This is a genomic window from Psychrobacter sp. FME5, from assembly GCF_014861375.1.
Classification (GTDB): domain Bacteria; phylum Pseudomonadota; class Gammaproteobacteria; order Pseudomonadales; family Moraxellaceae; genus Psychrobacter.
The window spans coordinates 22,364-28,363 of sequence record NZ_RRYX01000028.1 but is presented as its reverse complement, the minus strand read 5'-3'; the positions used below and the strand labels follow the sequence as shown (position 1 = coordinate 28,363).

Below are 6,000 nucleotides of genomic sequence, written 5' to 3'. Positions count from 1 at the left end.
ACGATACTGCTGGTATAGTTTTTTTGTAGCCTCTGTCTGCGTAGGCACAGCAAGCAAGAAAAAACGGTACCTGCAGTACGTGATGTAGCGATATTACTTCTCACTGACTATGAATCTATCAGTGCGCCCGTTGATGGCAGACCCTAGGTCTGAGTAATTGCGAACGCATGAGTATTTTGGCAATATGCGCCGCTGTGCTAACCTAAATGATTGTTTTTCTTGTATCGACTGCTTCTGAACCTTTTACACGCTTAAAACCCCTAATGTATAACAATAATTGAGATTGAATTATGACGACCACCACGACCGATAAAACCAAAAAAACTTTTACCGGCACGCAAAGCTATATTGCCACTGACGATTTGCAGTTGGCAGTCAACGCTGCCATGACCTTACAAAAACCGTTACTCATTAAAGGTGAGCCAGGTACAGGCAAAACGTTACTGGCAGAAGAAGTCGCCGAAAGTTTAGGCATGCCACTGATTACGTGGCATGTCAAATCGACCACCAAAGCGGAACAGGGTCTGTATGAGTATGATGCGGTGTCGCGTCTGCGTGATTCGCAACTGGGTGATGATAAGGTCTATGAGATTGGCAATTATATCAAGCCGGGTAAATTGTGGGATGCCTTTACCAGTAAAGAGCGTAGCGTGCTATTGATTGATGAGATTGATAAAGCCGATATCGAGTTCCCAAATGATTTACTACACGAGCTTGATAAGATGTCTTTTTATGTCTACGAGACGGGTGAGACCATCACCGCCGAGCAGCGTCCTGTAGTGATTATCACCTCGAACAATGAAAAAGAGCTACCAGATGCGTTTTTGCGTCGTTGCTTTTTCCATTATATTGATTTCCCAGAAGAGGAAACCATGCGCCAAATTATTGAGGTGCATTTCCCTGATATCCAAGAAAAACTGGTCAATGATGCACTCGATATCTTTTATAAATTGCGTAATATTCAAGGGCTTAAAAAACCGCCATCAACCTCAGAGTTGGTCGATTGGTTAACGTTATTGCTTGCTGATGATATGGCACAAGCGGAGCTAGAAGAAAACTTGCGCGGCGAAAAATCCATCCCGCCATTATACGGTGCGCTACTTAAAAACGAAGCGGATGTCAGTTTATTGCAGCGTTTTGCCAATATGATGCGTCGTTAAGCGTATAGATTTCTAGTGATGTTTTGACAACAACCCATGCCAACGCCCAAATTATAACCATATTAGCCAATAAGTGGTGCGTACCCTATGTTTATTAAACTGTTCTACACCTTGCGTACTTACGGCGTGCCCGTCAGTACGCGTGAGTTGCTCGACCTCAATGCCGCGTTAGATCAAGGCCTGATGATGCAGCCACACCCTGAGAGTCCAGAGCTGCCTACCTTTGCCAGCCGCGAAGACATGTATCGGCTGATTCGACTGTGCATGGTCAAAGACGAGCGCCATTTTGATAAGTTCGACCGCGCCATGGCAGATTATTTTGAAGGTGTCGACAGTCTCGATATGGATGAATTATTATCCAAGCTGACTGATGTCCCTAAAGAGTGGCTCGATTTAAAATTAGATCCCAAAAATCTGACCGATGAGCAGCGTCGATTGCTTAAAAAGTACGGCTCGCTTGAAGAGTTGATGAAAGCCTTAGAAGAACGCCTCAAAGAACAAAAAGAGCGTCATCAGGGCGGCAGTAAGTGGGTCGGTACGGGTGGTACGTCACCGTTTGGGGCCTATGGCGATCATCCAGAAGGTGTACGGGTCGGCGGTGAGTCGCGTAAACGCAGCGCCGCCAAAGTTTGGGAGCAGCGTAAATACCGCAACCTCGATGACGACAGTCAACTTGGTACGCGTCAAATTCAAATGGCATTGCGCAATCTTCGTCAGTTTGCACGCACAGGTAGCGCTGATGAGCTTGATATTCATGAAACCATTAAACGCACCGCTAAAAAAGGTGTGCTTGATATTCATATGCAGGCTGAGCGCCGTAACCGTGTCAAAGTGCTGATGCTATTTGATGTCGGCGGTAGTATGGATATCCATGTCGAAGCGTTAGAAAAGCTATTTTCTGCCGCTAAAAATGAATTTAAAACCTTAGAGTTCTTTTACTTTCATAATTGTCTGTATGATTATGTGTGGAAAGACAATGACCGTCGCCATAGCGCGCCGATGCCAACCTTTGAGCTACTTAATAAGTATGGCCGCGAGTATCGGGTCATATTTGTCGGCGATGCCTCGATGTCGCCTTATGAGCTGATGACGGTCGGCGGCAGTGTGGAGTATATGAATAACGAAGCAGGTATTGTCTGGTTAAAAAGGGTATTAGCACATTTTGATAAAGTTGCTTGGCTCAACCCTGAAAATCCTGCCTATTGGCAATATACTCAAACCATCATTGAGATTAAAAATTTATTCGATAATAAAATGTATCCCATGACGCTGCACGGTGTGGAAGAGATGACCAATTATATGGCGCGGTAATTTTATAATGATGCATTTATATTCAAACTAATTTATCAGTCAAGCTGATTGAATGTTCTGTTAAGGCAGCGGCGATGTTTTCATGGCCGCTGCCTTTTTTGGTCTAAATAAATCAAATTTATAACGATAGGGCATTGGTATGCCCCGTTAAATATGATAACATTCATCCTAAATGAATCTTATAGTGATATTCCGATTGGATGGGCTAAAAAAGTTTGATTACAGTGTTTGACCACGAGAGTTCGACAGCTGTTTAAACCCAGTCATTGTTGCTAGTGTAAACCTTTCATTTTTAATCCTTTTAATTAATCCTTATAGTAATCCACTGAGAGAGATAACATGGCTTCACCAAAAACATTAGAAATCGTAAAATCAACCGTTCCCGTACTCGAGGAGCATGGAACGGCAATTACCACCGTATTTTATAAAAACATGTTCAACGAGCATCCTGAATTGTTGGACATATTCAACGAAACCAATCAAAAATTGGGCCGTCAACAAACCGCATTAGCGACGACGGTACTAGCAGCCGCTAAGCATTTGGATAAATTGGCGACTTTATTGCCACAAGTCACGCAGATTAGCCACAAACATAGAGCGTTACAAATCCTACCTGAGCACTATCCCATCGTTGGTCACCATCTAATTGGTGCGATAAAGGAAGTGCTAGGCGAAGCTGCTAACGACGATATCATTGATGCTTGGACTGAAGCATATGACGAGATTGCCTCGGTATTTATCCAGATAGAACACGGCATGTATGAAGCAGAGATGTGGCAAGGTTTTGCGCCATTTACCATTACCGAAAAATATGAAGCCGCGACTGATATTGCTGCTTTTACCGTCGTTCCAGCAGAGGGTAGTTCAGTTGATCTAAGCAAATTGAATTTAACCGCTGGTCAATATATCACCGTAAAAACAGATCCAAAAGATAGTAGCCATACTGCACTGCGTCATTATTCTTTATACTCAGCCAGTACCGAAAAAGGTATTCAGTTCGCGGTAAGACGCGACAACCGCAATGAGCACAACGGTTTAGTCTCTAACCATTTACATGACAACCTAACCGTTGGTGATACTATTTCACTATCTGCGCCTGCTGGTGACTTTGTGTTAAATCAGGACTTGGTAAAACAAAACGACATTCCACTGGTATTGATGAGTGCGGGCGTAGGGGTGACACCTATTCTAGCCATGCTAGAGACGCAAGTGACTGCCAATCCAAAGCGCCCTATCACTTGGGTTTATGCCTGTCAAAATGAACAGCATCATGCCTTTAATGAGCAAGTTGATAAGCTGTTAGAAAAAGCAGAAAACGTAGAAAAACATATTTTCTATTTTGACGAAGGGCAAATCCTTGATGAGGCATGGCTGGCCAATCTACCTAAGCCTGCTGATATCTATGTTTGTGGCTCGATGATGTTTATGGACAGTATGATTGATGGCTTGATGGCATTGGATCATGGTGTCGATAGCGTGCATTATGAACCGTTTGGTCCTAAAATGAGTCTAGAGCTGAAAGCTGGCTAATAAAGTTAAAACGATATACAACAATAGATGAACACATAAGGCAAAGTTATGACATAACTTTGCCTTATTCTTTTATAGTGCACTTGAGATTAAACATATTTGAAACTGGAATATTTAATAGACTCTAAATTAATCATAAAAAAAACATTATAAAAATTAGCATAATAACAAGGAAACACCATGGCTGACTCAAATCCCCAAATAATGACCTCTAACAATAATAATCCGCCCGTTAAAACACCCATTAAAACGCTCGCTGAAAATAGGCATTCTAAGAAAAAAGTACTCGTCGCTGGTGGTGGTATTTCAGGGTTAAGTGCGGCGTTTGAGCTGTCCGAAGACCCAAATATCGATATTACCATTGTAGAATCAAGCGCCACATGTGGTGGCAAAATGATTGGCTACTTTAATTCTGATGAGCAACGCTTTGAAGAGCATTCCATTCGCGCGCTAAGCTCTACCTATTTCTCTTTATTTAATATCTTTGATCGCGCTGGTCTGTTGCATATGCTGACAGCGGTTGAAGATTATCAGTTTTATCAAAGTGGTCACGGTAACGTTGAAGACAGTGATAATCACAATGATAATAGTGGACAAAAAGATGAACAAAAAGGCAAACGCGTCGCAATCGATAGACGTGCGGCGATAGATTTGCAGACGATTGAGGCGATGATTGAAACCTTTGACTTAAATAAAAAGAACATGCTACAACTGGTACAACGCATTGTTCATCATGTCAATGCCAGTGATGAAGAGCGCGCCGCGATGGCGTTTAAAACAGCAGGTGAGGTCATCGGTATTGATGATTTTGATGCCCATACTAAGCAATTTATTACCAATTGGTTTGGCATCTTGACTGGTGCCAGAATGCACAGTAAAGCCGTCGATATTATGGACAGCTTTGTACTGATGTTTTTACCGATGACCGAAGCACCCGTACTGCCAGAAGGTGAGACGTCTAAATCGTATTGCTTTAATCGTCCGACTTCTGAGGTAATCGAGGCGCTAGTAGAGAAGCTAAAAGCGCGCGGGGTAACCATCGTCACTCAAGCGCGTGTACTCAATATGCATCATCATGATGATGGACAGGTTAGTGTTGATATTAGTGGTGATAATGGCACCACAGACGGTTTGCCACAACAGCACTATGATGCTGCCGTGATGGCGCTGCCGCACGAAGTATTATGGAAAATGGGGCTATTACCACAGGTTAAGAAACCTTTTAACGATGAATGGTCCTTTGGCAGCCAGTTTCCTTTAGCCGAAATACCCGCTATTTTTGAGCCGTTCTTGGGTAAGTCTTATAACTTATGCTTTGATGCGCCGTGGAATATTGTCTTTCAAATCCAGCACCGTGGCGGCTTTTGGCAAGACGTCGAGCTCCCTGATAGCTTTGACTATAATCTATCGGCAACTTGTAGCTCACCGTTTAATAGAGGGTCGCTATTTGGCAAGCGTTTTATGGAGTGTACACCTGCAGAGGCCAAAGAAGAGATTCTATACCAGCTGGGTATTACCGATGCAGAGCAGCGTCAAGCTATCGCGCAAGGCGGCGTGATTGATCCGGTTAATTTGCTGTATACCGATAATTGGCAGCCGTATACTGATATTGAGACCGCTGAGATGGGTATCTTGCAAGATAATGGAAAGCGCTGGGTGGATTTGGCACAAATCTATGTGCGCAATGCTGATGATGAGCTGATTGAAACCACTACGCAGTGGAATAATGTTGTGGTGGCAGGCGAGATTGTCTCGGTCACTGGACGTTGGAAAATACCCACCATGGAGCAAGCAGCAACGTCTGGTAAGCAAGCAGCGCAAGCATTATTCACAGTTATGGAACGAGAACAAACTGTGAGCATAGAAACATCAACACTCATGCACCAAGCACGTTATAAATATCTTGATCCAATAGTATCGGCGCTAAGTGCCGTAACCAAAAGATTGTAATAAGCTGCTATATGTTTTACGAGTTACAGCACGAATTGGTAAAAGGGAT

Annotated in this window: 4 protein-coding genes; all 4 read left to right on the top strand. The window is 43.3% G+C overall.

The genetic code is table 11. The annotated features are described in order from the left end of the window. Positions 1-290: 290 nt before the first annotated feature. The 4 genes from EI161_RS06025 to EI161_RS06010 all read left to right on the top strand — a co-directional run bounded on the left by EI161_RS06025 (position 291) and on the right by EI161_RS06010 (position 5,951). Positions 291-1,160: an AAA family ATPase gene (locus EI161_RS06025; protein ID WP_192523230.1), complete on the top strand. Its 870-nt coding sequence runs from the start codon at positions 291-293 to the stop codon at positions 1,158-1,160. An 87-nt stretch (positions 1,161-1,247) separates the two neighbouring features. Beyond that, the gene (locus EI161_RS06020; protein WP_192523231.1) at positions 1,248-2,471 is read left to right on the top strand and encodes a vWA domain-containing protein; all 1,224 of its coding nucleotides are present in this window, start codon (positions 1,248-1,250) and stop codon (positions 2,469-2,471) included. 339 nt (positions 2,472-2,810) lie between these two features. Further along, positions 2,811-4,001, top strand: a complete 1,191-nt coding sequence (locus EI161_RS06015; protein WP_192523232.1) for a globin domain-containing protein — start codon at positions 2,811-2,813, stop codon at positions 3,999-4,001. Between the two features lie 180 nt (positions 4,002-4,181). Then, a complete protein-coding gene (locus EI161_RS06010) occupies positions 4,182-5,951 on the top strand; it encodes an FAD-dependent oxidoreductase (RefSeq protein WP_192529224.1) in 1,770 nt (589 codons plus the stop codon). Positions 5,952-6,000 lie beyond the last annotated feature (49 nt).